This window comes from Micromonospora yongxingensis, from assembly GCF_052601155.1.
The window spans coordinates 245376-272253 of the sequence record NZ_JBQXEO010000003.1 but is presented as its reverse complement, the minus strand read 5'-3'; the positions used below and the strand labels follow the sequence as shown (position 1 = coordinate 272253).

25 protein-coding genes and 1 tRNA gene are annotated in these 26878 nt (G+C 71.6%); 20 read left to right on the top strand and 6 right to left on the bottom strand.

Annotated elements, in window-relative coordinates; translation table 11 throughout:
* Positions 1–10: 10 nt before the first annotated feature.
* Positions 11–895 (bottom strand): AraC family transcriptional regulator, encoded by an 885-nt coding sequence (locus ACTWLT_RS06795; protein WP_445317566.1) that lies wholly within the window; start codon positions 893–895, stop codon positions 11–13.
* Positions 896–1055: 160 nt separating this feature from the next.
* On the opposite strand from ACTWLT_RS06795, the gene ACTWLT_RS06790 reads away from it, so the two are divergent.
* From ACTWLT_RS06790 to ACTWLT_RS06750, 9 genes are all read left to right on the top strand, one after another.
* A complete protein-coding gene (locus ACTWLT_RS06790) occupies positions 1056–1814 on the top strand; it encodes an SDR family NAD(P)-dependent oxidoreductase (protein WP_445317565.1) in 759 nt (252 codons plus the stop codon).
* Positions 1815–1960: 146 nt separating this feature from the next.
* Positions 1961–2032 (top strand) — tRNA-Gln (locus tag ACTWLT_RS06785).
* Between the two features lie 109 nt (positions 2033–2141).
* Positions 2142–3674 (top strand): bifunctional UDP-N-acetylglucosamine diphosphorylase/glucosamine-1-phosphate N-acetyltransferase GlmU, encoded by a 1533-nt coding sequence (gene glmU / locus ACTWLT_RS06780; RefSeq protein WP_445317564.1) that lies wholly within the window; start codon positions 2142–2144, stop codon positions 3672–3674.
* 57 nt (positions 3675–3731) lie between these two features.
* The gene (locus ACTWLT_RS06775; protein WP_252415883.1) at positions 3732–4712 is read left to right on the top strand and encodes a ribose-phosphate diphosphokinase; all 981 of its coding nucleotides are present in this window, start codon (positions 3732–3734) and stop codon (positions 4710–4712) included.
* 310 nt (positions 4713–5022) lie between these two features.
* A complete protein-coding gene (locus ACTWLT_RS06770; protein ID WP_445317563.1) occupies positions 5023–5709 on the top strand; it encodes a 50S ribosomal protein L25/general stress protein Ctc in 687 nt (228 codons plus the stop codon).
* A 94-nt stretch (positions 5710–5803) separates the two neighbouring features.
* A complete protein-coding gene (pth, locus tag ACTWLT_RS06765) occupies positions 5804–6394 on the top strand; it encodes an aminoacyl-tRNA hydrolase (RefSeq protein ID WP_445317562.1) in 591 nt (196 codons plus the stop codon).
* 139 nt (positions 6395–6533) lie between these two features.
* Entirely contained in the window at positions 6534–7364 is an 831-nt protein-coding gene (locus ACTWLT_RS06760; RefSeq protein ID WP_445317561.1) for an inositol monophosphatase family protein, read from the top strand.
* Between the two features lie 74 nt (positions 7365–7438).
* Positions 7439–8350, top strand: coding sequence for a sulfate adenylyltransferase subunit CysD (gene cysD / locus ACTWLT_RS06755; RefSeq protein WP_252415879.1), 912 nt, complete (start codon positions 7439–7441; stop codon positions 8348–8350).
* Positions 8350–9654, top strand: a complete 1305-nt coding sequence (locus ACTWLT_RS06750) for a sulfate adenylyltransferase subunit 1 (protein ID WP_445317560.1) — start codon at positions 8350–8352, stop codon at positions 9652–9654. The genes cysD and ACTWLT_RS06750 overlap by 1 nt, the downstream gene beginning before the upstream one ends.
* A gap of 100 nt (positions 9655–9754) precedes the next feature.
* Here ACTWLT_RS06750 and galK read toward each other — a convergent pair whose 3' ends face one another.
* Positions 9755–10924, bottom strand: coding sequence for a galactokinase (gene galK / locus ACTWLT_RS06745; RefSeq protein WP_445317559.1), 1170 nt, complete (start codon positions 10922–10924; stop codon positions 9755–9757).
* Between the two features lie 32 nt (positions 10925–10956).
* The gene (galE, locus tag ACTWLT_RS06740; protein ID WP_308209389.1) at positions 10957–11940 is read right to left on the bottom strand and encodes a UDP-glucose 4-epimerase GalE; all 984 of its coding nucleotides are present in this window, start codon (positions 11938–11940) and stop codon (positions 10957–10959) included.
* A 194-nt stretch (positions 11941–12134) separates the two neighbouring features.
* Between galE and ACTWLT_RS06735 the strand changes: the two genes are divergently transcribed.
* The 6 genes from ACTWLT_RS06735 to ACTWLT_RS06710 all read left to right on the top strand — a co-directional run bounded on the left by ACTWLT_RS06735 (position 12135) and on the right by ACTWLT_RS06710 (position 16790).
* Complete coding sequence (locus ACTWLT_RS06735; RefSeq protein ID WP_445317558.1) at positions 12135–13229, top strand: hemolysin family protein; 1095 nt, start codon at positions 12135–12137, stop codon at positions 13227–13229.
* A gap of 33 nt (positions 13230–13262) precedes the next feature.
* Positions 13263–14288, top strand: coding sequence for a tryptophan--tRNA ligase (trpS, locus tag ACTWLT_RS06730; protein WP_252415875.1), 1026 nt, complete (start codon positions 13263–13265; stop codon positions 14286–14288).
* 13 nt (positions 14289–14301) lie between these two features.
* On the top strand, positions 14302–14883 hold the full coding sequence (locus ACTWLT_RS06725) for a 2'-5' RNA ligase family protein (RefSeq protein WP_374557703.1): 582 nt from the start codon (positions 14302–14304) through the stop codon (positions 14881–14883).
* A 79-nt stretch (positions 14884–14962) separates the two neighbouring features.
* Positions 14963–15886: a YihY/virulence factor BrkB family protein gene (locus tag ACTWLT_RS06720; RefSeq protein WP_445317557.1), complete on the top strand. Its 924-nt coding sequence runs from the start codon at positions 14963–14965 to the stop codon at positions 15884–15886.
* 17 nt (positions 15887–15903) lie between these two features.
* The gene (locus ACTWLT_RS06715) at positions 15904–16272 is read left to right on the top strand and encodes a GntR family transcriptional regulator (RefSeq protein ID WP_252415872.1); all 369 of its coding nucleotides are present in this window, start codon (positions 15904–15906) and stop codon (positions 16270–16272) included.
* 80 nt (positions 16273–16352) lie between these two features.
* Positions 16353–16790 (top strand): hypothetical protein, encoded by a 438-nt coding sequence (locus ACTWLT_RS06710; protein WP_252415871.1) that lies wholly within the window; start codon positions 16353–16355, stop codon positions 16788–16790.
* 31 nt (positions 16791–16821) lie between these two features.
* Here ACTWLT_RS06710 and ACTWLT_RS06705 read toward each other — a convergent pair whose 3' ends face one another.
* The 3 genes from ACTWLT_RS06705 to ACTWLT_RS06695 all read right to left on the bottom strand — a co-directional run bounded on the left by ACTWLT_RS06705 (position 16822) and on the right by ACTWLT_RS06695 (position 20304).
* Positions 16822–17181, bottom strand: coding sequence for a VOC family protein (locus tag ACTWLT_RS06705; protein ID WP_445317556.1), 360 nt, complete (start codon positions 17179–17181; stop codon positions 16822–16824).
* 215 nt (positions 17182–17396) lie between these two features.
* A complete protein-coding gene (locus tag ACTWLT_RS06700) occupies positions 17397–19034 on the bottom strand; it encodes a glycoside hydrolase family 13 protein (protein ID WP_445317555.1) in 1638 nt (545 codons plus the stop codon).
* A gap of 184 nt (positions 19035–19218) precedes the next feature.
* Entirely contained in the window at positions 19219–20304 is a 1086-nt protein-coding gene (locus tag ACTWLT_RS06695) for a LacI family DNA-binding transcriptional regulator (protein ID WP_445317554.1), read from the bottom strand.
* A gap of 199 nt (positions 20305–20503) precedes the next feature.
* Here ACTWLT_RS06695 and ACTWLT_RS06690 point away from each other — a divergent pair, with 199 nt between their 5' ends.
* The 5 genes from ACTWLT_RS06690 to ACTWLT_RS06670 all read left to right on the top strand — a co-directional run bounded on the left by ACTWLT_RS06690 (position 20504) and on the right by ACTWLT_RS06670 (position 26754).
* Positions 20504–21751: a sugar ABC transporter substrate-binding protein gene (locus ACTWLT_RS06690; protein WP_252415867.1), complete on the top strand. Its 1248-nt coding sequence runs from the start codon at positions 20504–20506 to the stop codon at positions 21749–21751.
* Positions 21751–23388, top strand: coding sequence for an ABC transporter permease subunit (locus tag ACTWLT_RS06685; RefSeq protein ID WP_445317553.1), 1638 nt, complete (start codon positions 21751–21753; stop codon positions 23386–23388). Before ACTWLT_RS06690 ends, ACTWLT_RS06685 begins: the two co-directional genes overlap by 1 nt.
* 50 nt (positions 23389–23438) lie before the next feature.
* Positions 23439–24320, top strand: coding sequence for a sugar ABC transporter permease (locus ACTWLT_RS06680; protein ID WP_252416324.1), 882 nt, complete (start codon positions 23439–23441; stop codon positions 24318–24320).
* 207 nt (positions 24321–24527) lie between these two features.
* A complete protein-coding gene (locus tag ACTWLT_RS06675; RefSeq protein WP_445317552.1) occupies positions 24528–26333 on the top strand; it encodes a glycoside hydrolase family 13 protein in 1806 nt (601 codons plus the stop codon).
* Positions 26334–26412: 79 nt separating this feature from the next.
* Entirely contained in the window at positions 26413–26754 is a 342-nt protein-coding gene (locus ACTWLT_RS06670; RefSeq protein WP_445317551.1) for a hypothetical protein, read from the top strand.
* Positions 26755–26878: the final 124 nt, after the last annotated feature.

The following is a 26878-nucleotide window of genomic DNA, read 5'->3' as shown; positions in this document are numbered from 1 at the left end:
GGTCGATGCCTCACGGCAGGGACGGGGCGCCGCTCAGACGGGCGGCGTCAAGGCTCGGCGGTGCGCCGAACTGGCGGCGGTACTCCCGGCTGAACTGTGACGGGCTGTCGTAGCCGACCCGCTGGGCGACCCCGGTGACGTCGGTCGGATGGGTGGCGAGCAGCAGTCGCGCCTCCTGGAGCCGGATCTGCTTCTGGAACTGGATCGGACTCATCGCCGTGACGGCCTGGAAGTGACGGTAGAAGGCGGACACGCTCATCCCGGAAAGCCGGGCCACGTCCTCCACGCGGAAGGACTGCCGGTAATGGCCGCGGATCCAGCGGACCGCATGGGCGATGTGGGAGAGGCTGCTGTCGGCGAGACCCAGCTGGCGGACGGTGGCGCCCTGCTCGCCGGTGATCAGTCGCCAGAGGATCTCCCGGATCGTGAGGGGTGCGAGCACCGCGAGGTCGCGTGGCCGGTCGAGGAGGCGCACCAGCCGGATCACGGCGTCGAGCAGCTCGGCAGGCGCATCGCTGACGGCGATGCCGGGCAGCCCTCCGCCGCTCCGGGGAATGTCGACGCCGGCCTGTAGCAGCAGCTCGGCGATGGCGGCCGGCTGCAGCGTGAGCCCGAACCCGAGCGCCGGCCGGTCGGGGCTGGCCTCGGTGAAATGGCCGGTGACCGGCAGGTCGACCGATGCGACGAGGTACTGCCCGGCGCGGTACTCGAACACGCGGTCGCCCAACGCGAGCCTCTTCGCGCCCTGCGCGATGAGCGCCAACACCGTGCCGGACATCGACGCCGACGGCACGTCCGGCCGCTCGACCTGCGAGATCAGCACACCGTCGATGGCGGTGGTGCCGTCCGGTCGAGCGTGGCGGCTGAGCAACGACCGCAGTTCGTCGAGCTGCATCTCTTCATTGAAGCACCCGAGCCGATTCGCAGCAAAGAGAGGATCAGGCAAGAGACAGAGAGCATCGATCTATCATCCTGCCTGTTCAGGGTGATTATCTGGGAGCAGTCAATTCCCTAGGGGCACGTCATTGCTCCACGAATGAACAGGTGGGCGAACCATGCGGGTCGCTATCGTCACGGGCGCCAGCTCGGGTATCGGGCAGAGCGCAGCCATCCAGCTCGCCAAGCGCGGGTCCGGCGTGATCCTGACCTACGGCAACAACCACTCCGGAGCGCTGGAGACCGTGGAGAGCATCGAGAAGGTGGGTGGCAAGGCCGTCGCGCTGCCGCTGGACGTCGGCCGGAGCGAGACCTTCCCGGCCTTCCGCGCTTCGGTCGTCGCCGCCCTGCGCGACACCTGGCACCGGGACACCTTCGACTCTCTGGTGAACAACGCCGGGTTCGCGCGGATGGCGATGTTCGAGGACACCTCGGAGGAGCTCTTCGACGGGTTCATGCGGGTGCTGCTCAAGGGGCCGTTCTTCCTCACCCAGACCCTGCTGCCGCTGCTGGCCGACGGCGGCGCGATCGTCAACACCAGCAGCAACTCGGCACTGCCCTCCGGGCTCGAGCCCGGCTACTCCGCGTACGCCTCCATGAAGGGCGGCCTGGACGTGCTGACGCGGTACATGGCCAAGGAGTTCAGCAGCCGCGGCATCCGGGTCAACTCGGTCGCCCCGGGCTCCACCCGGACCCGGCTCGCCGACAACGCCTTCGAGCGGTTCCCCGAGGTGATTCCAATCCTCGCCGCGAAGACCGCGCTCGGCCGGGTGGGCGAGCCCGACGACATCGGCATGGTGATCGCCACGCTGCTCAGCGAGGAGGGCCGTTGGATCACCGCCCAGAACATCGAGGTCGCTGGCGGGTACAACCTGTAGGTGACCTGTCCGGCGTCCGGACGGCCCCGCCCGGACTGCCGTGGGCCGTCCGGGCGCGGCGGAATGAGCGATGGCGTCCGGCGGGCGGGACGCTAAGGTGTAGCGGCGGGATCTCGATCCCTGATGTGACGCCCTGGCGTCGCTGATCGGCCGTGGTGTAATTGGCAACACCCGGGTCTTTGGTACCCGTGTTTCAGGTTCGAACCCTGGCGGCCGAGCTGTCCCCCTTAGTCCGTTTTAGGTTCCAGTGGGGGTAAGACGGGAACGGTCCGGGCACCGCGGTTAGCATGGCCGCGAGAGTGTCCACGTTCCGACGGGAGCCACGTCGTGCCCCAGCCCCACCTCCGTACCGTCGTCGTACTCGCCGCCGGTGAGGGCAAGCGGATGAAGTCGACACTGCCCAAGGTGCTGCACCCCCTGCTCGGCAGGACCCTGCTCGGCCACGTGCTGAGCGCGGCCGCCCCGCTGGCCGCCACCCGCACCGTCGTGGTGGTCGGACACGGCGCCGACCAGGTCCGGGGGCACCTGAGCGAGGTCGCTCCCGAGGCCACGCCGGTGCTCCAGGCCGAGCAGCTCGGCACCGGGCACGCCGTCCGGATCGCGCTGGAGGCCGTCCCCGACGGCCCCGGCACGGTCGTGGTGATCAACGGGGACGTGCCGCTGCTGCGGCCGGAGACGGTGGGCGCTCTCGTGACCGCGCACGAGGAAGCCGCCGCGGCGGCCACCGTGCTCGCCGCCGAGGTGCCCGACCCGACCGGGCTCGGGCGCATCGTCCGGGACGCCGACGGCCGGTTGGAGCAGATCGTCGAGGAGCGCGACGCCGACGCGACGCAGCGCGCGATCCGGGAGATCAACGCCGGCATCTACGCCTTCGACGCCGCGCGGCTGCGCGCCGCGCTGGGCAAGCTCTCCACCGACAACGACCAGGGCGAGGAGTACCTGACCGACGTCTTCGGGCTGCTCCGCTCGGCCGGTGAGCCCGTCGCGGTGCACGTGGCCGTCGACCACGTGGAGACGCTGGGCTGCAACGACCGTGTGGAGCTGGCGACGCTGCGCCGCCTGCTGCGCGACCGCGTCAACGAGGCGTGGATGCGTACCGGCGTGAGCCTCCTGGACCCGGCGACCACCTGGATCGACGTGACGGTGGCGATCGACCGCGACGCGGTCGTCGACCAGAACACCCAACTGCGCGGCGCCACCGTGGTCGGCTCCGGCGCGCTGATCGGACCGGACGTCACGCTGGTCGACACGATCGTCGGCCCCGGCGCATCGGTGGTGCGCAGCCACGCGGTGGGCGCCGAGGTCGGCGCGGGCGCCAGCGTCGGGCCGTACGCGTACCTCCGGCCGGCCGCGCAGCTGGCCGAGAAGGCGAAGGTCGGCACGTTCGTCGAGGTGAAGAACTCGCAGATCGGCGCCGGCTCGAAGGTGCCGCACCTGACGTACGTCGGCGACGCGACGATCGGCGAGCAGAGCAACATCGGCGCGGCGTCGGTCTTCGTGAACTACGACGGGGTCAACAAGCACCGCACGGTCATCGGCAGCCACGCCCGCACGGGGGCGGACAACATGTTCGTCGCGCCGGTCGAGGTGGGCGACGGCGCGTACACGGCGGCCGGCTCGGTGATCGTGGACGACGTGCCGGCGGGCGCGATGGGCGTCGCCCGGGCACGCCAGCGCAACATCGAGGGCTGGGTGGTGAAGCGGCGGGCCGGCACGGCCGCGGCGGAGGCCGCGCAGCGAGCCCACGGCGGCGAGGGTGCGTCGGGTGTGGCCGCCACCGCAAGCGACAGTGAGGCAATGCACGGGCAGGCCGAGACGGTGGGCGGTGCGTCCGCCACGGGAGATACTGCAACCGAATAGTCCCCGACCCACCACCACCGGGCCGGGTACCACCGAGAAACGGGAGCAGACGGGCCCATGGGCAGCATCGTCGCCGAAAACCGCAAAAGCCTGATGCTCTTTTCCGGACGTGGCTTTCCGGAGCTGGCCAAGGAGATCGGTGAGGTGCTCGGCGTCGCGCCGACGCCGGCCGACGCGTACGAGTTCGCCAACGGCGAGATCTTCGTACGGTTCAAGGACTCGGTGCGCGGCTCGGACGCCTTCGTGGTGCAGTCCGTGACGCACGGGGTCAACACCTGGGTCATGGAGACCCTGATCATGGTGGACGCGCTGAAGCGGGGGTCGGCCAAGCGGATCACCGTGGTGCTGCCGTTCTACCCGTACGCGCGTCAGGACAAGAAGCACCGCGGTCGGGAGCCGATCTCGGCCCGGCTGGTGGCGGACCTGCTGAAGACGGCCGGCGCGAACCGGATCCTCACCGTCGACCTGCACACCGCGCAGATCCAGGGCTTCTTCGACGGTCCGGTCGACCACCTCTTCGCGATGGACATCCTCGCCGAGTACGTGGAGCACAAGTACGCCGGCCGGCCGATGACCGTGGTGGCACCGGACTCGGGCCGGGTGCGGGTGGCCGAGCGCTGGACCGACCGGCTGGGCGGCTGCCCGCTGGCGTTCATCCACAAGACCCGCGACCCGATGAAGCCCAACCAGGTGGTGGCGAACCGCGTGGTCGGCGAGGTGGAGGGCCGGGTCTGCCTGATCGTCGACGACATGATCGACACGGGTGGCACGATCACCGGTGCGGCGGACATCCTGAAGGAGTCGGGCGCGGCGGAGATCGTGGTCGCGTCCACCCACGCACTGCTGTCGGACCCGGCCACCGAGCGGCTGAAGAACAGCCCGATCAGCGAGATCGTGGTGACCAACACGTTGCCGCTGACCCCGGAGAAGCAGCTGGACAAGCTGACCGTGCTGTCGATCGCGCCGCTGCTGGCAAGGGCGATCCGCGAGGTCTTCGACGACGGCTCGGTGACCACCCTCTTCGGTGGCCTGAGCTGATCCTCTCGCCGCGGTGAGTGCGGGGAAGGGCCCCTTGTCGACCCCTCGGCGGGGTGAGGGGTCCCTTCCTAGCACGCGCGCGGGAGCCGTGAACGGGGACTGCCGGAAACCTCGGAATCAGCTCGGGTAGACTGGTGCGGTTGCCACGGCGAGGGTGCCCGGCGGGTCGCTGAATAGCGCCGCACGGAGGCACCGTCATCGACGCGGTGCTCCGGGCAGTCGTTCATGACGCATGAGCCCCTAGCGAGCCCCTCGCCCCAGCACCGCCAGACGACAAACCGCCGTAGCGAAAAGCATCAGGAGTTTCCCCGTGTCCGAGGTAAAGATCAGCGCCGAGCCCCGCACCGAGTTCGGCAAGGGTGGTGCCCGCCGTACCCGCCGGGCCGGCAAGGTGCCAGCCGTGCTGTACGGCCACGGCGAGAAGCCCAAGCACATCGCGCTGCCGTCCCGGGAGTTCGCCGCGGCGATCCGCAAGGGTGGCGCCAACCAGCTCTTCGCGATCGACATCACCGACGGCACGCAGGTGCTGGCGCTGCCGAAGGCGATTCAGCGTGACCCGATCAAGGACACCTTCGAGCACGTGGACCTGATCCTGGTCCGCCGCGGCGAGAAGGTCACCGTCGAGGTCCCGATCCAGCTGACCGGCGAGGCCGCGCGGGACACCCTGATCGTGCACGACCACGACACCCTGTCGGTGACCGCCGACGCCACCAAGGTGCCGGACCACCTCGAGGCGTCGATCGAGGGCCTGGAGGCGGGCTCTTCGGTGACCGCCGGCGACGTGCAGCTGCCGGCCGGTGTCGAGCTGGCCGTCGACCCGACGCTGCCGGTCGCCGCGGTGACCGCCGCGCCGACCGCCGAGCAGCTCGAGGCGACGCTGCCCGAGGTCGAGGAGGCCACCGACGAGGCCGAGGCCGAGGTCGGCGAGGTCACCGAGGGTTCCGAGGGCGCGGACGCCGAGGGCGGCGAGAACACCGAGGCGCGCACCGAGGCCTGATCGGTTCGTACTGTGCGACAGGCGTCCCCGAGCATTCGGGGGCGCCTGTCCGCGTATCGGGTATCGGTGTGACGGACGGCGAAGGGGACGGGTCGTGACGGACGAGGCGGGACCGTGGCTGGTGGTCGGCCTGGGCAACCCGGGTCGGGAGTACGCCGGCAACCGGCACAACGTCGGGTTCATGGTGGCCGACCTGCTGGCCGGACGGTTGGGCGCACGGTTCGGCCGGCACAAGCGGGCGGTGGCCGAGGCTACCGAGGGCCGGTTGGGTTTCGGCGGGCCGAAGCTGGTGCTGGTGAAGCCACTGACGTACATGAACCTGTCCGGCGCGCCGGTGGCGGCGCTGGCGCAGTTCTACAAGGTGCCGCCGGCGCAGGTGATCGCCGTGCACGACGAGCTGGACATCGCGTTCGGCCAGGTGCGGGTCAAGTGCGGTGGCGGCGAGGGCGGGCACAACGGCCTGCGCTCGATGTCGAAGTCGTTGGGCACCAAGGAGTACGTCCGGGTGCGGTTCGGCATCGGCCGGCCCCCGGGCCGGCAGGACCCGGCCGACTACGTGCTGTCGGATTTCGGCGCGGCCGAGCGCAAGGAGTTGGATTTCCTGGTGGACCGCGCGGCTGACGTGGTGGAGTCGGTGGTCGTCAAGGGCGTGGAGCCGACTCAGAACCTCTACCACGGCGGTTGAGACTGTCGGGCGGGGCGTACCGGGTCGGGGTTGGTGGGCCGGTAGTCTGCGCCTTTCGGCGTGCCGCGACCGACGACGCGGGTCGCGGCGGAGCGGCCCGTGCGGGCACGGGTCGCGGCGAGGCGACGGGAGCGGGCAGATGAGCAGTCCTCCGATGATCGACGGTGCGTTCGCCAGGTGGTTGGCGGCCCGGGCCGGTCAGGCGCTGCTCGACCTGCGCGTGGAGTTGGGTTTCGTCGACGCCGGCGCGCTGAAGTCGGCCGGGGACAAGGTGTCGCACGACCTGATCCGCACGGAGCTCGCGAAGTGGCGGCCGGGGGACGCGGTGCTCTCCGAGGAGGATGAGGGGTCGCGGCTGGCCTGGGCGGCGGAGGTGAACGCCGAGGCGGTGTCGCGGTTGGCCGCGGACCGGGTGTGGATCATCGATCCGTTGGACGGCACGCGGGAGTTCGCCGAGGAGGGCCGCTCCGACTGGGCCGTGCACGTGGCGCTCTGGGCGCGGAACGCGCCGAGCCCGCACGGGCTGGTCGCAGGGGCGGTGGGCCTGCCGGCGCAGCACCGGGTGCTGGGCACGGACTACCCACCGGCGTACCCGCCGATGACGGTGGAGGCGGCGACGGCCGGCGCGCGGGTGATCCGGTTGGCGGCGAGCCGGAGCCGGCCGCCGGTGTTCCTCACGGATCTGGCCGAGGACGTGGGGGCGAAGCTGGTGCCGATGGGGTCGGCCGGAGCGAAGATCGCCGCGGTGGTCACGGGCGAGGTGGACGCGTACATCCACGCCGGTGGGCAGTACGAGTGGGACTCGGCGGCGCCGGTCGCTGTGGCGACGGCCACGGGACTGCACGCTTCCCGGATCGACGGTTCTGCGCTGAGATACAACGAGGCGGATCCGCGCCTGCCGGACCTGCTGGTCTGCCGCAGGGATCTCGCCCCCCGGTTGCTTGCAGCGCTGCAGAGACATTCCGGGTAGCCTGAGCGCACTTCTTGACATGCCCGACCGGAAAGGTCTGGAAATCGGATGAGCGAGCGAATCGAGCCGGTGTCATGACCACCCCGGCGGCGTACCGGGTCTCCCACCTGGACGCCCTGGAGGCGGAGAGCATCTTCGTGATGCGCGAGGTGGTCGCCGAGATGGAACGCCCGGTGCTGCTCTTCTCCGGCGGCAAGGACTCGATCGTCATGCTGCGACTGGCGCAGAAGGCGTTCGCCCCGGCCAACATCCCCTTCCCCGTCATGCACGTCGACACCGGGCACAACTTCCCCGAGGTGCTCGAATACCGCGACCAGCGGGTCGCCGAGCTGGGGTTGCAGCTCGTGGTGGCGAGCGTGCCGGAGGCCCTGGCCAGCGGGCTGGTGCGGGAGTCCGGCGACGGCATGCGCAACCGGATCCAGACGCCGGTCCTGCTGGACGCGGTCGAGAAGCACCGCTTCGACGCGCTGTTCGGTGGCGCCCGCCGGGACGAGGAGAAGGCCCGGGCCAAGGAGCGGGTGTTCAGCTTCCGCGACGAGTTCGGCCAGTGGGACCCGAAGAACCAGCGGCCGGAGCTGTGGTCGCTGTACAACGGCCGGCACCACCCGGGCGAGTCGATCCGGGTCTTCCCGCTGTCCAACTGGACCGAGCTGGACGTCTGGCACTACATCGCCCGGGAACGCATCCCGCTGCCGTCGATCTACTACGCGCACGAGCGCGAGGTGATCGAGCGCGACGGGATGTTCTACGCGGTCAACGAGTTCTTCCGCCCCCGGGCGGGCGAGGAGCGGTTCAAGGCGCAGGTGCGCTACCGCACCGTGGGCGACGCCTCCTGCACGGCGGCGGTCCGCTCCGACGCGGACACCGTGGAGAAGGTCATCGAGGAGGTGGCGGCCACCCGGATCACCGAGCGCGGCGCGACGCGTGGTGACGACCGGGTCAGCGAGGCCGCCATGGAGGACCGCAAGCGGGAGGGCTACTTCTGATGACCACCGAGATCGTGGCCCCGGCCGCCACCGCGGCGGAGGTCCGTCCGATGGACCTGCTGCGCTTCGCCACCGCGGGCAGCGTGGACGACGGCAAGTCGACCCTCATCGGCCGGCTGCTCTACGACACCAAGTCGCTCTTCACCGACCAGTTGGCCGCGGTGGAGGCCGTCAGCGCGGCCCGCGGCGACGAGTACACCAACCTGGCGCTGCTCACCGACGGCCTGCGCGCCGAGCGGGAGCAGGGCATCACCATCGACGTGGCGTACCGGTACTTCGCCACGCCGCGGCGCAAGTTCATCATCGCCGACACCCCGGGGCACATCCAGTACACGCGCAACATGGTCACCGGCGCCTCCACGGCCGACCTGGCGCTGATCCTGGTGGACGCGCGCAAGGGCCTGGTCGAGCAGTCCCGTCGGCACGCGTTCCTCTGCTCGCTGCTGCGGGTGCCGCACCTGGTCCTCTGTGTCAACAAGATGGACCTGGTGGACTGGTCGCAGGAGGTCTACGAGCGGATCGCCGACGAGTTCACCGCGTTCGCCGCGAAGCTCGACGTACCGGACCTGACCGTGGTGCCGATCTCCGCGCTGCGCGGCGACAACATCGTCACCCGGTCGGAGAACATGCCGTGGTACGAGGGCCCGTCGCTGCTGCACCACCTGGAGCGGGTGCACATCGCCAGCGATCGCAACCTGGTCGACGTCCGGTTCCCGGTGCAGTACGTGATCCGCCCGCAGTCCACCACGGTGACCGACTACCGCGGCTACGCCGGCCAGGTCGCCTCGGGCGTGCTCAAGCCGGGCGACGAGGTGATGGTGCTGCCGTCCGGCTTTACCAGCCGGATCGCCGCGGTGGAGACCGCCGACGGACCGGTCGCGGAGGCCTTCCCACCGATGTCGGTCACGGTACGGCTGGCCGACGAGATCGACATCTCCCGGGGCGACATGATCTGCCGGCCGAACAACGCCCCGGCGGTGGCCCAGGACATCGAGGCGATGGTCTGCTGGATGGACGAGACCCGCCCGCTACGGGTCGGCGGCCGGTACGCGATCAAGCACACCACCCGGTCCGCGCGGGCGATCGTGCGCGGTCTGCACTACCGCCTGGACATCAACTCGCTGCACCGCGACGAGTCGGCCGACGAGCTGCGGCTCAACGAGATCGGCCGGGTGCGGCTGCGCACCACGGTGCCGCTGCTGGCCGACGAGTACCGGCGCAACCGCACCACCGGCGGCTTCGTCATCATCGACGAGGCCACCAACCGCACCGTGGGCGCCGCCATGATCGTCGAAGCCACCTGACCCCACCCCCCCCCCGGGCTCCAGCGGTTGATCAAGAGGTTCGCGTCAGCGATGAGCGGATTCCTGACGCGAACCTCTTGATCAACGGTGTGGGGGTGGGTCAGTCGAGGCGGGTCGCGCCGGGGGCGGGGAGGACCGGGGTGGTGCCTGGTGCGGTGAAGCCCTCGGCGGCGTAGGCGGACGTTACGGCGGCGGCCACCTCGTCGGCGCGGTCCGCTTGGACCAGGGCCAGGACGCAGCCACCGAAGCCGCCGCCGGTCATCCGGGCGCCCAGTGCGCCGGCCGCCAGAGCCGCCTCGACCGCGGTGTCGATCTCCGGGACGGTGATCTCGAAGTCGTCGCGCATCGAGACGTGCGAGGCCGTGAGCAGCGGCCCGATGTCCCGGACCCGTCCGGCGCGCAGCAGTGCCACCGTGTCCAGCACCCGCTGGTCCTCGGTCACCACGTGCCGGACCCGCCGACGGGTCTCCTCGTCGTCGAGGCGGGCCAGCGCGGTGTCGAGCTCGTCGATGGCGACATCGCGCAGCGCGGGCACCCCGAGCGCCTGCGCCGCCGCATCGCAGGAACGGCGACGGGCGGCGTACTCGCCGTCGGCGTGCCGGTGCGGTGCCCGGCTGTCGATGACCAGCACGGCCAGCCCGGCGGCGTCCAGGTCGAACGGGATGTGCTCGACCGACTCGTCGCGGCAGTCCAGGAAGAGGGCGTGGCCGGCGCGACAGCGGATCACCGCCGACTGGTCCATGATGCCGGTCGGCGCGCCGACGTAGACGTTCTCCGCGCGCTGCGCCAGCCGGGGCTGCCGTTCGGCGGGCAGCTCCAGGCCGCCGAGGTCGAGCAGGGCGGCGAGCACGGCCGACTCCAGCGCCGCCGACGAGGAGAGCCCGGAGCCCAGCGGCACGTCGGAGGCGATCGCCAGCCGGGCGCCCGGCACCTGGTGGCCGGCATCGCGCAGCGCCCAGACCACCCCGGCCACGTACGCGCCCCAGCCGGTGACCCGGCCCGGCTCGGCCACGTCGTCCGCGCCGAAGGTGATCGTCTCGCCGGACAGCTCGGACCAGACCGTCCAGCGCTCGCCGTCCTGCCGGTCGGCGGCGACCACGGTCCGCAGCGGCAACGCGAAGGGCAGCACGAACCCGTCGTTGTAGTCGGTGTGCTCGCCGATCAGGTTGACCCGGCCGGGAGCCGCCCAGCGGCCAGCGGCGTGGCCGCCGTACTGCTCCGTGAAGCCGGCGGCGGCCCGCTCGGCGACGTCACCGGTGGGAGCTGCCACGGTGCTTCCTCCGTTCGCGACTGCGGGGCTCGTCACCGTTGCTCCAGGATGTGCGTGCGGTAGAAGGCCCAGGCGTCGCCGACCATGTCGTGCAGGGTCGGCTTCTGCGGCACCCAGCCCAGCTCGTCGCGGGCCAGCGCGGAGGAGGCGACCAGCTCGGCCGGGTCACCGTCGCGTCGCGGCGCGACCTCGACCGGCAGCGGGTGCCCGGTGACTTCGCGGACCACGTCGGCAACCTGCCGGTTGGTGAAGCCGTTGCCGTTGCCCAGGTTGTAGATCCGGTGCTGGCCGGCAGTGGCCGCGTCGAGCGCCAGCAGGTGGGCACGGGCCAGGTCGGCGACGTGGATGTAGTCGCGGACGCAGGTGCCGTCCACGGTGGGGTAGTCGTCGCCGAAGAGCTGGAGCTTCTCGCGCCGACCGGCGGCGACCTCCAGCGCGATGGGGATCAGGTGCGTCTCCGGGTCGTGCCGCTCGCCGAGCGCGACGTCGCCGTCGAGGTGCGCGCCGGCCACGTTGAAGTAGCGCAGCGACACGGCGGCCAGCCCGTGCGCGATCGCCTCGGAGGTGAGCGCCATGTCGACGGCGAGCTTGGTGGCGCCGTACGTGTTGGTGGGCGCCTTGACCGCGGTCTCCGGGATGGGCAGCTCGGTGGGGTTGCCGTAGACGGCGGCAGTGGAGGAGAACACCATCCGGGGCACCCCGGCGGCCCGTACGGCGTCGATCAGGGCGAGGGTGCCGACCGTGTTGGTCTGCCAGTACAGCTCCGGCTTGACCATCGACTCGCCGGCGGCGATCAGCGCGGCGAAGTGCAGCACCCCGTCGAAGCCGGCGTCGGGGGTGACGATCCGGGCGGCGTCGTGGATGGACGCCTCGACGTGGGTGGCGTCGGGAGCGAGCGCTTCGCGGTGACCGGTGCGCAGGTCGTCCAGGACGACCACCTGGTGGCCCGCGTCGAGCAGCATCCGGGTCACCACGCTGCCGATGAAGCCGGCACCCCCCGTGACGAGCAGTTTCACGTCGTTGCCTCCCTGCCTGGCCCGCCCCGGACGTGGCCCTTCGGTGATCACCCTACGGCGGTGAGCGGTACCCCGACCGACCGCCGCCATCCTCATTCCATCATAATCTCTCACGATTAAACAGAGCCGAACATGAGCGATCGGCTGCACGAGATACCCGGTGCGGTGGGCCGCCGGTGTCTACCATCTCTGTCATGCGGGAAGCGGCCCGTACCGGGCTCCGGCGACGCGCGCGGGGGCGGCCCCGCCGCGACCCCGGCCCGCTCGCCCGAGCCGTCGCCCGGGTGGTCGTCCGTGCCACCGACGGTGCCACCCGCCTCGTCACCGACCTGCTCGGGGCCGGCCCGGCGGCCGGCCGGGAGCGCATCTCCGAGGCGGAGCTGCGGGACCTCGTGGCGGCCAACACGGTGCTGGACCCGGACGAACGGCGGATCATCGACGAGGTCCTGGTCGCCGGTGCCAAGCTGATCCGCGAGGTGATGATGCCCCGCACCGAGGTCGTCTTCCTGCCCGCGCGCCTGACCATCGCCGAGGCCGCCCGTTTGGTCCGCGCCGAGACGCACACCCGCTACCCGGTCACCGATGGCACCCACGACGACGTGGTCGGCTTCGTGCACCTGCGCGACGTGCTGCTGCGCCCGGACGCCGACCCCTGCGTCACCGTCGGCGAGCTGACCCGGGAGGTGAAGCGGCTGCCCGGCAGCAAGCGGGTGCTGCCCGCGTTGACCGAGATGCGCCGCGAGGGCCAGCACCTGGCGGTGGTGGTCGACGAGTACGGCGGCACCGCCGGGATCGTCACCCTGGAGGACCTGATCGAGGAGCTGATCGGCGAGATCCACGACGAGTACGACACCGAACCCGACCCGGTGCACGGCCTGCCCGCCGTGGTGGACGGCCGGCTCAACCTGGCCGACTTCGCCGAGCGGACCGGGCTGGCGCTGCCCCCGGGCCCGTACGAGACGGTCGGTGGTTTCGTGATGGCCGCGCTGGGTCGGCTCCCGGTGAGCGGCGACGAGGTGCCGGTGCCCGCCGAGCCGTCCGACGCCGGCGAGCCCGACCGGGCCGACCCGCCGGGCGGCTGGCTGTTGCGCGTGCTGGCGCTGGACGGCCGACGCGTGGCCCGGCTCGCGGTGTCCGCCGTCCGGATGCCCGAGCAGCGCCGCGACACGGGCACCGGGCAGCAGGGCGGTGCCACGGTCGGGCCGACACGCCGGGTCGGCGCGGGGGAGCCGCGCGAGGTCAACGCCCCGACACCGGCGGGCCGTGCCCGACCCGCCGGCCCGTCATGACGGACCCGGTTGCTTGCTGACAGAATTATCGCCATGTCCGACGTTCCCGCCCGCCCCCGCGTCTTCTCCGGCATCCAGCCGACGGCCGACTCCTTCCACCTCGGCAACTACCTTGGCGCGGTGCGGCACTGGGTGGCCCTGCAGGACACCCACGACGCGTTCTACTGCGTGGTGGACCTGCATGCCATCACCGCGGGGCACGACCCGGTGCTGCTGCGCCAGCGGACCCGGGTGGCCGCCGCCCAGCTCTTCGCGGTCGGTCTGGACCCGGAGCGCAGCACCCTCTTCGTGCAGTCGCAGGTGCCCGAGCATCCCCAGCTGGCCTGGGTGCTCGGCTGCATCACCGGCTTCGGCGAGGCCAGCCGGATGACCCAGTTCAAGGACAAGTCGCAGAAGCAGGGCAACGAGCGGGCCAGCGTCGGCCTCTTCACCTACCCGGTCCTGCAGGCCGCCGACATCCTGCTGTACCAGGCCAACGCGGTGCCGGTGGGCGAGGACCAGCGCCAGCACCTGGAGCTCTCCCGGGACCTGGCCCAGCGGTTCAACTCGCTGTTCGGCCCGACGTTCACGGTGCCCGCGCCGCACATCGTCAAGGACACCGCGAAGATCACCGACCTGCAGGACCCGACCGCGAAGATGTCGAAGTCGTCGTCCTCGCCGGCCGGCATCATCGACCTTCTCGAGGACCCGGCCCGGTCGGCGAAGAAGATCCGCTCGGCGGTGACCGACACCGGCCGGGACATCGTCTTCGACAGCGAGACCAAGCCGGGGGTGTCCAACCTGCTGACCATCCACTCGGCGCTCAGCGGGCGCGGCATCGACGAGCTGGTGGCGGCGTTCGCCGGCCGCGGCTACGGCGACCTGAAGAAGGAGCTGGCCGAGGTGGTGGGCGAGTTCGTCCGCCCCATCCAGGAACGCACCCGCACCTACCTCGACGATCCGGCGCAGCTGGACAAGCTGCTCGCCGCCGGCGCGGAGAAGGCCCGGGCGGTGGCCGCGGAGACCCTGCGGTCCGCGTACGAGCGGGTCGGCTTCTTCCCGCCGGTCCGCGGCGAATAGCGCGCCGGGACAGGTGGTCGGGTCGGTGGCCGAAGGGGCGGCGCGGAGCGTGGATCGCAGTGGCGGAGTGCCGCCTGCCGGCGACACGATCCAGATCGGCATCGCGGTGGACATCCCCGAGCCGTGGGGAGCCCAGCTCACCCGGCGGCGGGTCGAGGCCGGCGACCCGCTGGCCGTGCCCGCGCACGTGACGCTGCTCGGGCCGACCGAGATCCCGACGGCGGCTCTGCCGGCTGTCGAGCGGCACCTGGCGTCCGTCGCCGCCGCGCACCTGCCGTTCGCGCTGCACCTGCGGGGCACCGGCACGTTCCGTCCGGTGACCCAGGTGGTGTTCGTGGCGGTGGCCGCCGGGATCAGCGAGTGTGAGTTGCTGGCCGCCGCCATCGCCGCGGCGCCGGCCCTGCACCGGGAGGCCCGTTTCCCGTACCATCCGCACGTCACCGTGGCGCAGGACGTCGCACCGGAGGCGCTGGACAAGGTGTACGAGGACCTGGCCGACTTCTCCGCGATGTTCGAGGTCGACGCGTTCACCCTGTTCTCGCACAGCGGGCAGGCCCGGTGGCAGCCGCGTCGGGACTTCCGCCTCGGCGGCTGACCGGTCGGCGACGCGCCGGGCGGCGAGCACCGGGAGCCGGTTGCCCCTGCGGCGGCGGAAGATCGGCGAGGATGACGGCGTGAACGTGATCGGGTCGATCGAGGCGGGCCTCGACCGCTGGGTGGGCGCCGCGCGCTCCCGGTCGGGGCTCTTCGACCACGTGTGGCGGGCCGGCGCGCTCTACGCCGAGGTGCTGGCCGGGCGACTGGCCGCCGCGATCGCCTACTACGGCTTCTTCGCGGTGTTCGCCCTCGCGCTGGTCGCGTACTCGATCTTCGGCGCGATCCTGGAGGACAACGACGAGGTCAGCGCGGCGGCGGCCGGGTTCCTGAAGGAGAACCTGCCGTTCCTGGACGCGGAGCAGATCGCCAACTCCAGCGGCACGGTCGGCGTGGTCGGCCTGGTCATCCTGGTCTTCACCGGGATCGGCTGGGTTGAGGCGATCCGCTCCTCCCAGCGGTTGATGTACCGGCTCAACCAGCAGCCCGGGAACCTGGTGATCCGGCGGTTGGTCGACCTCGGCGTGATGATCGGCGTCTTCGTCCTGCTGGGTGTCTCGGTGGCAGCGGTGGACGCGCTGGAGTCGCTGCTGCGTTTCCTGCTGCGCAGCACCGGCTCGGTCGGCCTGACCACGATCAGCGCGGTGCTCAGCGTGCTGATCAACGCGGTGCTCGCGACCGCGCTGCTGGTCGCGGTGCCCCGGCTGCGGGTGAGCCGGTCCCGGCTGCGCCCGGTGGTGGTGCTGGTCGCGGTCGGCATCACGCTGCTCAACACGGTCGGGCGGTACTACGTGGTGCGCACCGAGCGGAACCCGGCGTACACCGTGGTGGCCGGCGCGGTCGGCCTGCTGCTCTACCTCTACCTGCTCAACCAGCTGGTGCTGTTCGGGGCGGCGCTGCTCGCGACCAGCTCGCGTGGGCGGGTGTTGGATCTGGCGGAGGGCGCTCCGCCGGCGGCGCCCGACGAGGGCACCGATCCCGGTACGCCGGGCGGTGCGGGCTGATGGCGGAAGGTGCGCAGATGACCATCTCGGTCGACCCGGACTCGTCGGTGCCGCCGTTCGAGCAGGTACGCGGGCAGCTCGCCGAGCTGATCGGTGACGGCCGGTTGCCGGTGGGCAGCCGCCTGCCGACCGTCCGGCAGCTCGCGGCCGACCTGCGGCTGGCGGCGAACACGGTGGCCCGGGCGTACCGGGAGTTGGAGGCGGCCGGGCTGCTGGAGACCCGGGGGCGCAACGGCACCTTCGTGGCCCCCGGCCGGGACGACGCCGTGGACCGGCTGCACCGGGCGGCGGCCACCTACGCGGCGGAGGCAGCCCGGCTCGGCGTGCCGCCCGCGACCGCGCTCGCCCTGGTCCGGGCCGCCCTGGACGCCGCCCGGCCCGGCTGACCGTAGCTGATCGGGTGCCGGACGGGCGGAAACTGAGCCGAACGGCGTCGGCGCTCGCGTTCGCGGACCATGATGAGCCCGTGGGCGCACTCATGACACTGGACCTGCCGGCCGACTCGCCGATGCTCGGCCTGCCGTGGATCATCACCTTCGGCCCGCTCGGTGACCTCGAAGAGTGGGAGCCGGTGGTCTGCGGGCCGTACGAGCGGCCGCACGCGTTGGCGCTGGCCGAGGCGGTGGTGGCCGACGAGCAGTTGATCGCCGTCGTGGAGCCGCTGCTGCCGGCGCTGTCGGCCGACGAGATCCGCAGCGAGATCGCCGCCGCGCAGGTCGCCGCCGAGGACGAGGAGCGTCAGGTCGAGGGGGCCGACCTGTACGGCGACTTCGAGGACGTGATCGACGAGGAGCTGGACGCCGCCGCCGACGAGGCGGGGCACGGTGAGCCGGCGGAGCCGCCGGACGAGGCCGAGGTACGCGCCGGCTTCACCCGCATCGCGGCGCTGCTCACCGCGAAGTGACTCTCCGTGCGGGGCCTGCCGCGTGACGGGATCAGCGGGTCGGCGCCGAGTCCAGTACGCAGAACTCGTTGCCCTCCGGGTCGGCCAGCACGGTGAACTGCTCGGTCCCGCTCTGCCCGACGTCGACGTGCCGCGCGCCCAGCCCGATCAGCCGCCGCACCTCGGCCTGCGGGTCACCGTCGGCGACCAGGTCGAGGTGCAACCGGTTCTTGCCCCGCTTCGCCGTGCCGGAGCCCTGCAACCAGAAGGTCGGCGCGGCGGCGGAGGGCTGGCCCGGCGGCCAGAGCTTGGCGCTGCCGTCGTCGCCCCGCTCGACCTCGTAGCCGAGCGCCGCCGCCCAGAACGCGACCATCAGGTCCACGTCCTCGACGTCGATCGTGCACTGTGCCATCCGTACCACCATGGCGTCACCTCCACGCGACGGTTACCCGTGCCGTACCCACGGCGGCGACGGGGCACACCTCACGCAGACGGACACCGGCGCCACGCGGAGCGGACTCCACGCGGCGCCGGTGCCACCTCACCCCCCACCACAAGGGGCCGGTAGCCCAGTCGCCCGTCGGCGCGGGGCACGACGGACGACCAGGTTGGTGTCGGGTTACCCGCTCAACGCCGTTCCAACCAGGCTGCCGCGTCGACGGGCAGTACGTGGCCGGAGCCCTGCCCGGTGAGCGCCTCGCTGGCGACGATCGGTTCGCCGTACCCGTCGATCAGGACCGGCGCGCCGCTGAGGTTGACCACGCAGGTCAGCACGGTCGCACCGGCGGTCCGGGAGAAGGCCAGCACGCCCGGTCCGCTCTCCAGCCAGGTCACCCCGCCGGCGTCGGCCGCCAGCGCCGGGTGCTCGTGCCGGATCCGCAGCGCCGCCCGGTACAGCTCCAGCGTGGAGCCGGGTACGCCGCTCTGCGCGGCGACCGACAGGGCACGCCAGGTCGCCGGTGCGGGTAGCCAGCTCAGCTCGCTTCCCGCCGGCCCGAAGCCGTACGGGGCCAGCTCGCCGCTCCACGGGATGGGCACCCGGCAGCCGTCCCGACTCTCGCCGGTGCGCAGGAACGCCGGGTCCTGGCGCAGCTCGTCGGGGAGGTCGAGCACCTCGGGCAGGCCCAGTTCCTCGCCCTGGTACAGGTAGGCGCACCCGGGCAGGGCGAGCATCAGCAGGCTGGCGGCGCGAGCCCGGCGCAGCCCTTCGGCGCCGTCGCCGTAGCGGGTGACGTGCCGCTGCTTGTCGTGGTTGGACAGCACCCAGGTGGTGGGCGCGCCGACCACGGTCGACTCGGCCAGCGCGGTGTCGATCACCTTGCGGAACGAGTCGGCCGACCAGGTGGCGTCGAGGAAGTCGAAGCTGAACGCCTGGTGCAGCTCGTCGGGGCCGATGTAGCGGGCCAGCCGCTGCGGGGTCTCGGCCCACGCCTCGGCGACGGCCATCCGGCCGCCGGGGTAGCTGTCCAGGATGGGCCGCCAGGCGCGGTAGATCTCGTGCACCTCGTCCTGGTCGAAGTAGGGCAGCCGGCCCTTGCCGAGCAGCTCGACCTGGCGCTGGCCGGTGGTCATCGTGTTGAACCCGACGTCCGGCAGCCCCTCGGCCTTGATCATGCCGTGGGCCACGTCGATCCGGAAGCCGTCCACGCCCCGGTCGAGCCAGAACCGCAGCACGTCCTCGAACTCGGCGCGTACCTCGGGGTGGCGCCAGTTCAGGTCCGGCTGGGCGGGGTCGAACAGGTGCAGGTACCACTCACCGTCGGCGACCCGGGTCCAGGCGGGGCCGCCGAAGATGCTCTCCCAGTCGTTCGGCGGCAGCTCGCCGTGCGCGCCGCGGCCGTCGGCGAAGAGGTAGCGGGCACGCTCCGGGGAGCCGGGGCCGGCGGCGAGGGCGGCGGTGAACCACCGGTGGGCGCTGGAGGTGTGGTTGGGGACCAGGTCGACGATGATCCGCAGGTCGAGGGCGTGCGCGTCGGCGATCATCGCGTCGAAGTCGCCGAGGGTGCCGAACATCGGGTCGACGTCCCGGTAGTCGGCGACGTCGTACCCGCCGTCGACCATGGGGGAGGTGTAGAAGGGGGTCAGCCAGAGCGCGTCCACCCCGAGATCGCGCAGGTACGGGAGGCGCTGCCGGATGCCCTGGAGGTCGCCGGTGCCGTCGCCGTCGCTGTCGGCGAAGCTGCGCACGTAGACCTGGTAGACGACCGCGGAGCGCCACCAGTCGTCGTCGGCGGTGCGGGGCGTGGTGGTGGTGCTGGCGGTCATGGGTGGCGTTCCCCGTCTGTCTCGGGCACGGTGCGGCGGCGGCACCCGGCGCGGCGGCGAGGGCCCCGCGCGGGGTTTCTGAGCAATATGCCGGCCGAGCGCTGCAAGAGTCAAGCAGTTCTTGCGCAAGGAAGGGCCGTCGTTGCGGCGGCGGTCAGGCTCGTCAGGCGGTGGGGTGACCCCCTCAGGCGGAAACGGCCAGCGCCGACGAGCCACCCCGGTGCCGGTTGGACCCGCCCGCGCCGGAGCGTGCGCCGGCCGGGGCGACCGCGGTGGAGCCACGCACCACCAGCTCCGGGCGGAACAGGTACTCCGAGTGCGGGGCACCGTGGCCGTTGATCTCGTCGACCAGCGCCCGAACCGCGGCCACCGCCATCGCGATGACCGGCTGCCGCATGGTGGTCAGCGGCGGGTCGGTGAACGCCATCAGCGGCGAGTCGTCGTAGCCGACCACGGAGAGATCACCGGGGACGGACAGGCCGCGCTGGCGGGCCGCCCGTACCGCGCCGAGCGCCATCAGGTCGGAGCCGCACACCACGCCGGTGACGCCTCGGTCCAGCAGGCGGCCGGCCGCGGCCTCGCCACCCTCCACACCGAACAGTGACAGCTCGGCCAGCGGGCCCAGGTCGGCCTCGGCGACGCCGGCCAACCGGGTCATGGCGGATCGCCAGCCGGCCACCTTGCGCTGTACCGGCACGAAGCGGTCCGGGCCGGTGATCAGGCCGATCCGCCGGTGCCCGAGCGCGACCAGGTGGGCCACGGCCAGCTCGGCGGCCTCCCGGTCGTCGCAGGAGACGAAGGGGGCGCCGATGCCGGGGACGTACCCGTTGATCATCACGACGGGCAGCGGCCGGGCGATCAGGGCCCGGTAACGGTCGTGGTTGGCGGCGGTGTCGGCGTGCAGGCCGGAGACGAAGACGATCCCGGAGACCTGCCGGTCGAGCAGCATCTCCACGTACTCGTCCTCGGTGACGCCACCGGCGGTCTGCGTGCAGAGCACCGGGGTGAACCCGCTCTGCGCCAGGGTCGACTCGATGACCTGGGCGAAGGCGGGGAAGATCGGGTTGTCCAGCTCCGGCACCACCAGGCCGACCAGACCGGCGCTGCGCTTGCGCAGCCGGGCCGGTCGTTCGTAGCCGAGCACGTCGAGGGCGGTGAGGACGGCCTGCCGGGTCTCCGGGGCCACGCCGGGGCGGTCGTTGAGCACCCGCGACACCGTGGCCTCGCTGACTTCGGCCTGCTGGGCGATGTCGGACAGTCGAGCGCGCATGGCGGCACTTTAGCCCACCGGCAAGTTCTTGCGGGGCTCTCTGCAAGTGCTTCCATTATCTGCAACCTCTTGCTAACGTCCCGGCAACATGCGAGAGCAGCGGCGCAGCATCCCTGCGCCGGATGGCAAGAACTTCCAGAGGTTCCCACTGGCGGGCCGCCCTTCCCCCGGCGGACCCGCCATGACGACAGGAGTACCGATGCGCATCCGTACCGCGGGTGTGGTCGCCCTCTTCGCCCTGGCGCTCGCCGCCTCCGGGTGTGGTGGCGACAGCGACGAGCCGACCGCGAACCAGTCCCCCAAGGCCGCCGGCGGCAAGCTCGTCATCTGGGCCGACGACAAGCGCACCGCCGCCCTCAAGCCGTTCGCCGAGAAGTTCGGCAAGGAGAACGGCGTCACCGTCGAGGTCCAGGCCGTCAGCAAGGACCTGCAGACCAACTTCGTCACCGCCTCGCAGCAGGGCAGCGGCCCCGACGTGGTGGTCGGAGCGCACGACTGGATCGGCAACATGGTGCAGAACGGGGCCATCGACCCGGTCCAGCTGTCGGCCGAGCAGAAGAGCGCCTTCAACGAGACCGCCATCAAGGCCGTCACCTTCAACGGCCAGCTCTACGGCGTGCCGTACGCGCAGGAGAACCTGGCGCTGATCCGCAACACCGAGCTGGCCCCCGAGGCGCCGAAGACCATCGAGGACCTGGTCGCCCAGGGCAAGCAGCTCAAGGCGGCGAAGAAGACCACCGAGACGCTCTGCCTCCAGGTCGGTCAGAACGGCGACGCGTACCACATCTACCCGCTGTACAGCTCGGCTGGCGGCTACCTCTTCGGCACCGCCGCCAACGGCGACTACGACCCGAAGGACCTGGGCGTGGGCAAGCCCGCGTCGGTCGAGGCGTTCAAGAAGATCGGCGCGTTGGGCGAGAAGGGCGAGGGCGTGCTCAAGCGCTCCATCTCGGACACCAACTCGATCGCCACCTTCACCGGCAAGAAGTGCGCCTACCTGGTCTCCGGCCCGTGGGCGGTCGCCGACGTCAAGAAGGCCAACATCGCGTACGACATCTCCGCCATCCCCGGCTTCGCCGGCGGCAAGGAGGCGCAGCCGTTCGTGGGTGTGCAGGCGTTCTACGTCGCCGCCAAGGGCAAGAACAAGGCGCTGGCCCAGGAGTTCGTGGCCAACTACACCACCACGCCCGAGCTGGCCGTCGCGCTGTACAACGCCGAGCCCCGGCCGCCGGCGCTGACCGCCGCCCTCGACCAGGTCAAGGGCAGTGACCCGGACCTGGCCAAGTTCCAGGAGGCCGGCAGGAACGGCCAGGTGCTCCCGGCCATCCCGGCGATGGCGGCCATCTGGGACCCGTTCGGCAAGGCCGAGGCCGCCGTCATCGGCGGGGCCGACCCGAGCAGCACCATCACCGCCGCCGGCAAGACGATTTCCGGCCAGATCAAGTAATGAGTACGCCGCTGTCCGGCCCGGGGTCTGCCACGCAGGCCCCGGGCCGGGGGCCCGTCGGCTCCCGGCCCCCACGCTCCCGTGCCGCGCGTGACCACGCGCCGATCACCCTGACCGGCCTCGCCGGCAAGGTGCTCCTGCTCGGCCTGACCGCCGGTGTCGCGGTCTGGGCGGCCTTCCCGCTCATCGACGGCCGGAACTGGGCCGGCCTGGCCCTCCTGGCGGCGACCACCGCCGGGCTGTTCTACCTCTACCTCACCCGCCGGCACATCCCGGCCAAGTACCTGGTCCCGGGCACCCTCTTCCTGATCGCCTTCCAGGTCTTCCCGGTGCTGTACACCGCCAGCACGGCCTTCACCAACTTTGGTGACGGGCACCGGGGCAGCAAGGACGAGGCGGTCGTCGCGATCCAGACCTCCTCGGTGACCCAGGTGCCCGGCTCCGCCGAGTACGCGCTGTCGATCGCCACCAAGGGCGACCCGGCCACCGGATCCCTGGTCTTCCTGGTCACCGACCCCGCCACCGGCACGGTCTCCGCAGGGGACACCGGCGGGCTGCGCCAGCTCGACGCCGCCGACGCCACGGTCGCCCCGGGCGGCAGGGTCACCGCCGCAGACGGCTACACCGTGCTCACCTTCGGCCAGGCCAGCGCCCGCAGCAAGGAGATCACCGATCTGGTGGTGCCGACCGCCGGCGGGGCGCTGCGCTCCACCGGCCTGTCCCGCGCCTACGAGGGCAAGGCCGTGCGGGCGTACGACGCCGGCTGCGACTGTGTCCGCGACACCGGGACCGGACAGACCTGGACCGCCGACGACGAGGTGGGCGCCTTCGTCGCCGCCGACGGCGAGCGCCTGGCCCAGGGTTGGAAGGTCAACGTCGGGCTGAGCAACTTCACCCGGGTGCTCACCGACGAGAACATCTCCGGCCCGTTCCTCGGCACCCTGATCTGGAACTTCGCCTTCGCCATCGCGTCCACCGGCGGGACGTTCCTGCTGGGCATGCTGATCGCGCTCGTGCTGCACTCGCCCCGGATGCGTGGCACCAACCTCTACCGGGTGCTGCTGGTCCTGCCGTACGCCATGCCGTCGTTCGCGATGCTGCTGGCCTGGCGGGACATGTTCAACGCCGACTTCGGCCTGATCAACAACATGTTCGGGCTGGACGTGGACTGGTTCGGGCAGCCGTGGACGGCACGCATGGCGGTCATCCTGGTGCAGCTCTGGCTCGGCTACCCGTACATGTTCCTGGTGGCCACCGGCGCGTTGCAGGCCATCCCGCGGGAGCTGACCGAGGCGACCTCGGTCGACGGGGCCTCGCCCTGGCAGTCCCTCCGCGCGGTCACCCTGCCGCTGCTGCTGGTCGCGCTCTCCCCGCTGCTGATCTCGTCGTTCGCGTACAACTTCAACAACTTCAACGCGATCTACCTGACGACCGAGGGTGCGCCCTTCCCGGCCGACAACCCGACCAACGGCGCCACCGACCTGCTGATCACGTACACCTACCGGCTGGCCTTCGGTGGGCAGGGCGCGGAGTTCGGCTTCGCCGCCGCCATCTCGCTGTTCATCTTCGCCATCGTCGCGGTGGTCTCCACGGTCAGTTTCCGGCGGACCCGTAAGCAGGAGGAGGTGTACTCGTGACCACGCTCACCGGAGCCGCGCGTACCGGAGACGCGGCGGGCCGCCCGCCCGTGGCCAACCGCAACGTCACCGGACGTCGGCGCAACCGCTGGTTCGCCCAGGTCGGCTGGCGGCACCTGGTCGCCGTGCTCGGCGTCCTGTTCAGCCTCTTCCCGATCGTGTTCGTGCTCTCCGCCGCGCTCAACCCGCTCGGCACGCTCTCCACCACCGAGCTGGTGCCGACCGGCGGGGTGTCGCTGGGCAACTTCAGCGGGTTGTTCGAACGGACCGCGTTCGAGCGGTGGTTCCTCAACTCGCTGCTGATCGCCGGGGTGGCCTCGTTCGCGTCGGTGTTCCTGTCCGCGCTGGCCGCGTACGCGTTCTCCCGGATGCGGTTCCGCGGCCGGCGGGTGGGGCTGCTCTCGCTGCTGTTGATCCAGATGTTCCCGCAGTTCCTGGCGATCGTGGCGATCTACCTGATCTTCGGCACGATCACCGACCTGTGGCCGTCGATCGGCTTCAACACTCCCTGGGGGCTGCTGCTGCTCTACATGGGCGGCGCGCTCGGGGTGAACACCTGGCTGATGAAGGGCTTCTTCGACACCCTGCCCCGGGAACTCGACGAGTCGGCGACCATGGACGGCGCCTCGCACGCCCAGGTCTTCTTCCGCATCATGCTGCCGCTGGTGGCGCCGATCCTGGCGGTGACCGGGTTGCTGGCGTTCATCGGCACCATCAACGAGTTCCTGATGGCCAACGTGTTCCTCACCAGCAGCGACTCGAAGACCCTCGCGGTGGGCATGTACGGCCTGTTGCAGGGCAACGAGCGCAACAACAACTTCGGGATCTTCGCCGCCGGGACCCTGCTCACCGCGATCCCCACCGTGCTGGTCTTCCAACTGCTCCAGCGCTACATCGTCTCCGGGCTGACCGCCGGCGCGGTCAAGGGATAGCCAGCCAAGTCCGGCCACGGCTCGGCGGCACCCCCGACACTCTGCTCGCCGCCTTTGCTCTGCTTCAACCCGCGCAACAGCCGGTGTCCGCTATCCGGACAGTGCCCGTTGCGTGGGCGTAAGCAGAGCAAAGGCGGCAGGGGAGGGCGGCCGGCTGTTCGGGCACGGGTCGAACCCTGACGAGTACGTCCGAGAGGAAGAACTGCCGTGCAGCCGCACCACGACGGATCCCCGCTCCACGTCCCCCAGCAGGAGCCCACGCTGGGGGAGGTCGTCGACGTCTTCGTCCGGGTGCCGGCCGGCGCCGACGTGGGCCAGGTGCACGTGCGTACGACCGGCGACGGGGAGCCGCGCTTCCGCGAGGCCACCGTGGACCGCACCGAGGGCGGGGACGTCTGGTGGCGGGCCGAGGTGCCGGCCCGCAACCCGGTGAGCAACTACCGCTTCCTGCTCTCCGGGCGGCGTGGTCCCCGGTGGCTGACGGCCGCCGGGCTGGTCGACCACGACGTGCCCGACCACGGTGACTTCAAGCTCGTCACCCACGCCGCGCCGCCGTCCTGGGCGCGGGACGCGGTGATCTACCAGATCTTCCCGGACCGATTCGCCCGCTCCGCGGCGGCCGACACCCGGCCACTGCCGGACTGGGCGATCCCCTGCGACTGGGACACCCCGGTCGTCGGGCGCGGCCCGGAGACGCCGCACCAGTTCTACGGCGGCGACCTGGACGGGATCACCGAGCGGCTGGACCACCTGGACCGGCTCGGGGTGAACGCCGTCTACCTGACCCCAATCTTCCCGGCCCGCTCCAACCACCGCTACGACGCCGCCAGCTTCGACCAGGTCGATCCGCTGCTCGGCGGGGACGCCGCGCTGGCCCGGCTCGCCGACGCCGTACGGGCCTGGGGCTGGCGGCTGCTCGGCGACATCACCAGCAACCACACCGGCGACGCGCACGACTGGTTCACCGCCGCATCCTCTAACGTGCGCGCGCCGGAACGGGAGCTGTACTACTTCGACGGGATCACCGGGGACTACGAGTCCTGGAACGGGGTCAAGTCCCTGCCGAAGCTGAACTGGGGCAGCGCCGAGCTGCGCCGCCGCTTCGCCACCGCCGACGACGCGGTGCTGCGCCGCTGGCTGCGACCGCCGTACGGGCTGGACGGGTGGCGGGTGGACGTGGCGAACATGACCGGCCGGCGGGGCGCCGACGCGTACACCCACGAGGTGGCGGCCCTGCTGCGCTCGGTGGTCGCCGGAGATCGGCCGGACGGCCTGCTGATGGCCGAGCACGGCCACGACCACACCGGCGACCTGGATCGCGACGGCTGGCACGGCACCATGAACTACGTCGGCTTCACCGACCCGGTGTGGTCCTGGCTGCGGCACGGCGACCAGCCGGTGCCGAACTTCCTCGGCACCCCCGGCGGAGTGCCACGGCGGGACGCGGACGCCGTGCTCGCCACCATGGACGCCTACCGGTCACTGATCTCCTGGCGCGCGTACACGCACTCCTGGCAACTGCTCGGCTCGCACGACTCGGCCCGGATCCGGACGGTGGTCGGCGACGCGGCCCGGCAGGAGGTGGCCGCCGGTCTGCTCGCCACCATGCCCGGCATCCCGATGATCTTCGCAGGCGACGAACTCGGCCTGACCGGCACGAACGGCGAGTCCTCGCGCACCCCGATGCCGTGGCACCGCCCGCGGAGCTGGGACGCCGGCACGCTCGTCGCGTACCGGGCGTTGATCGCGCTACGGCGGGGAGAGCCGGCGCTGCGCCACGGCGGGCTGCGCCGGTTGCACCACGACCCCGACACGCTCGTCTTCCTGCGCGAGGCGCCGACCGGGGCGGTCCTGGTGCTGGCCCGGCGGGCGGCCGGGGCGCCGGTGCGGCTCGCCGGACTGCCGGCGGCGGAGAACGTGTACGGCGGTGCCCCCGCGCTGCGGCCCGGCAAGGACGGTTCGCTGACCCTCCCCGGTGACGGGCCGACCTTCCAGGTCTGGCGGCTGTGCTGAACGCCGCCGCAGGAGCCCGGACGCGCCGAGCGTCCGGCCCCCTACTACGAACTGTCGTTGATGGGGGAGGATGGGCGGCGTGGAAGCACTGCGACTGATTCTCCTCTATGTCCATCTCATCGGGTTCGCCCTGCTGCTCGGCGGCTCCATCGCCCAGTACGTCAGCGGCCGGCTACGGATCAACCAGGCCATGCTGTGGGGGTCCGTGATCGGTCTGCTGACCGGGCTCGGGCTCGCCGCGCCGCTGCGCGACGGTGACGAGCCGGCGCCGGCGAAACTTGTGACGAAGTTGGTGCTCGCGCTGCTGATCTTCGTCATGGTCTTCTTCTCCCGGAAGCGGGACGTGGTCAACCGCGGCCACTTCCTCGCGATCGTCGGCCTGACCCTGGTCAACGCGGCGGTCGCGGTCTTTTGGCGGTAACGTCCGAGGAGGGGGCCGCCCCCCGGAAAACGGACTTTCGCGACGCCTCGTCGCTCGCCTACCACCACGAAGAGTGACTTGCCCCACGCAAGGGTTACACCCGGGTAACAGGCGCTCAACAGTC

Coding starts and splice junctions, on each gene's coding strand:
- ACTWLT_RS06795 (WP_445317566.1), bottom strand. CDS start 895: ATGCAGCTCGACGAACTGCGGTCGTTGCTCAGCCGCCACGCTCGACCG.
- ACTWLT_RS06790 (WP_445317565.1), top strand. CDS start 1,056: ATGCGGGTCGCTATCGTCACGGGCGCCAGCTCGGGTATCGGGCAGAGC.
- ACTWLT_RS06775 (WP_252415883.1), top strand. CDS start 3,732: ATGGGCAGCATCGTCGCCGAAAACCGCAAAAGCCTGATGCTCTTTTCC.
- ACTWLT_RS06760 (WP_445317561.1), top strand. CDS start 6,534: ATGAGCAGTCCTCCGATGATCGACGGTGCGTTCGCCAGGTGGTTGGCG.
- cysD (WP_252415879.1), top strand. CDS start 7,439: ATGACCACCCCGGCGGCGTACCGGGTCTCCCACCTGGACGCCCTGGAG.
- ACTWLT_RS06750 (WP_445317560.1), top strand. CDS start 8,350: ATGACCACCGAGATCGTGGCCCCGGCCGCCACCGCGGCGGAGGTCCGT.
- ACTWLT_RS06735 (WP_445317558.1), top strand. CDS start 12,135: ATGCGGGAAGCGGCCCGTACCGGGCTCCGGCGACGCGCGCGGGGGCGG.
- trpS (WP_252415875.1), top strand. CDS start 13,263: ATGTCCGACGTTCCCGCCCGCCCCCGCGTCTTCTCCGGCATCCAGCCG.
- ACTWLT_RS06715 (WP_252415872.1), top strand. CDS start 15,904: ATGACCATCTCGGTCGACCCGGACTCGTCGGTGCCGCCGTTCGAGCAG.
- ACTWLT_RS06705 (WP_445317556.1), bottom strand. CDS start 17,181: ATGGCACAGTGCACGATCGACGTCGAGGACGTGGACCTGATGGTCGCG.
- ACTWLT_RS06700 (WP_445317555.1), bottom strand. CDS start 19,034: ATGACCGCCAGCACCACCACCACGCCCCGCACCGCCGACGACGACTGG.
- ACTWLT_RS06695 (WP_445317554.1), bottom strand. CDS start 20,304: ATGCGCGCTCGACTGTCCGACATCGCCCAGCAGGCCGAAGTCAGCGAG.
- ACTWLT_RS06690 (WP_252415867.1), top strand. CDS start 20,504: ATGCGCATCCGTACCGCGGGTGTGGTCGCCCTCTTCGCCCTGGCGCTC.
- ACTWLT_RS06685 (WP_445317553.1), top strand. CDS start 21,751: ATGAGTACGCCGCTGTCCGGCCCGGGGTCTGCCACGCAGGCCCCGGGC.